Below are 2110 nucleotides of genomic sequence, written 5' to 3'. Positions count from 1 at the left end.
GAGCAGAGCGGTATGATAGGGGGTACCAGGTACGCATCTAGGAAGCGAGCCCTATATCGTTCAATAAAAACTTGAGACCCCGCGATCAGGTCCGCCATTTGCACCTCTCAGGTGCGAAGACCTTTCGCTCTCATCAGGAGCGATCTTGAATGACTCCCATGACTGGCAAAGCTGGTAACGGCCGGTTTTGACACTTAGTTTCACGTCAAAAGTCAAACCAAGATACAGCCATCATGTGGAATAAAATAGCAAAAAGTTTAGCCAACTGAGATTCGACAGATCCACTACCATGACAGAGAGTCACCCCCAACCACCCAATACCATCGCCACCCTCATCCTCGACTTCGACGGCGTCGTCGTCGAATCCCTCCCCTTAAAGACCGCTGCGTTCAAAAAGATCTTCTCCTTCGCGCCCTCCGAACACCTCGACGCAATCATCGCCTTCCACCTCGAGAACGGCGGGATGTCCCGGTACGACAAGTTCCGCCACATCTACGCAAACATCCTCCACGAAGACCTCTCTCCCGAGCAGGAGGAGCGGCTTGCGAACGAATACGTCGGGCTTATCTTCGACGCCATGCTCACCGTACCCTACGTCGCGGGCGCAGAAGAACTCCTCCGGGACTGCTCCCGGCGGCTTCCGCTCTACATCGTCTCCGCAACCCCGGAGGGCGAGATGCAGGAGATCGCCCGCCGCCGGGACCTTACCGGATTCTTTGTCCGGATCTACGGCTCGCCGAAGACGAAGGCCGAGTGCATCAGGGAGATCCTCGCTGAGACCGGCGCCTCGCCCGAGGAGGCCCTCTTCGTCGGCGACGCCCCGAACGACTGGCAGGCGGCATACGAGACGGGCGTTCGGTTCGTGGCGAGAATCCCGCCCGGCGACCCGAACCGGTTTATCGGCCGGCCGGGGGTGGAGGGGATCATAGAGAACCTTCATGAACTCCGGGAGTACCTACGGGAGAACATATGCTCATCCCGATCTCGTACCCCCTGAACCGGAGAGCGCCCCTCTACCCAGGAACGGAACCGCTCTCGATCACCCGCACGAAGTCATTCGACAAGGGCGATGCGGAGGAGAAGAGCCTGATCACCTTCTCCAGCCACGCCGGGACGCACATCGACCTCCCCCGGCATTTCTGCCCGGGTGGCGGTTCGATCAGGGGTCTCCTTGCCCCGGAGGCGGTCTTTGAGCCCGCGCGGTGCATCGCGATCCCGAAGACGGGAGCGGAATCGATCCGGATCTACGATCTCCTTCCCTATCTCGATGCGATCCGGGCGTCGCGTGCGCTCTTCATCAGGACCGGGAGCGGCCGGCTCCGGGAGAGCGACCCGGATGCCTACGCGAGAGAGCATCCATGGGTACACCACGAGGTTCCAGGCTTCCTCCGCATGGAGAACCCGGGCCTCAGGCTGTTCGGGATCGATACCATCTCCATCGCCGTCCCCGCAGATCCGGAGGAAGGCGCGGAGGCGCATCGCGCGTTCCTCTGCGGATCGCCGCACATCTTCCTCCTCGAGGACGTGGATCTCTCCTACGGCCGGCTGATCGAGGAGCCATGGATCCTCCGGGTCTACCCGACGGTCTTCGACGACCTGGAGGGGGTGCCGGTAGTGGCGCTCGCGGAGTTTGGCTAATCCTGTACGACTCTGTAACTTAACAATACTCAAGCCGGGCGCTCGATATCTTATTGAGGGTGAGTGAGGCCCCATAAACGTAGTCAGCGGCCGGCCGAAAGATACTGATGATCTATGACGCCTGCAGAGTAACTCCATTTGAGGGATATGTAGCGATCCTGCATACATCAGTGCATTCGCGGCCTTTGGGCGCATGGATACCTTCTACCCCCTCTTGATGCCTGGAGTGGAGTTGTCTTCGCAAAGATCTGAAAAGAGGATTAATTTTTGTAAACTAATCTGCTACTTCTGATTTTTCTGATCGTAGGGATAACTGCACTTTTTGTCGTTGTCTGTAAATAATGTACACGATTGCAGCCCAGTTCAGTGCCTGGAATGTCAGCGGCAGCAGTATGTTTGAGTTTACCAGTTCACCGTAGTTAAGCCAGAATAAACTGAGCAAAGCGGTATCGACGATCATGAGGAGGGTAAG

At 57.9% G+C, this 2110-nt stretch carries 3 protein-coding genes; 2 read left to right on the top strand and 1 reads right to left on the bottom strand.

Annotated features, from left to right (window positions below; translation table 11 throughout):
* The first annotated feature begins 289 nt into the window (after nucleotides 1-289).
* Together EI28_RS11855 and EI28_RS11850 are read left to right on the top strand one after the other, a co-directional pair.
* Nucleotides 290-997, top strand: coding sequence for an HAD family hydrolase (locus EI28_RS11855; protein WP_048115087.1), 708 nt, complete (start codon nucleotides 290-292; stop codon nucleotides 995-997).
* Nucleotides 970-1638 carry a cyclase family protein gene (locus EI28_RS11850; protein ID WP_048115085.1) on the top strand — a complete coding sequence of 223 codons (669 nt, stop codon included), beginning with the start codon at nucleotides 970-972 and terminating at the stop codon, nucleotides 1636-1638. Before EI28_RS11855 ends, EI28_RS11850 begins: the two co-directional genes overlap by 28 nt.
* A gap of 274 nt (nucleotides 1639-1912) precedes the next feature.
* Here EI28_RS11850 and EI28_RS15050 read toward each other — a convergent pair.
* Nucleotides 1913-2110, bottom strand: a 198-nt coding sequence (locus tag EI28_RS15050) for a hypothetical protein (RefSeq protein ID WP_048115083.1), incomplete at its 5' end; no start/stop codon positions are given.

It is taken from the genome of Methanoculleus sp. MH98A, assembly GCF_000691865.1.
GTDB lineage: Archaea > Halobacteriota > Methanomicrobia > Methanomicrobiales > Methanoculleaceae > Methanoculleus.
This window is presented reverse-complemented; position numbering and strand designations above follow the sequence as displayed.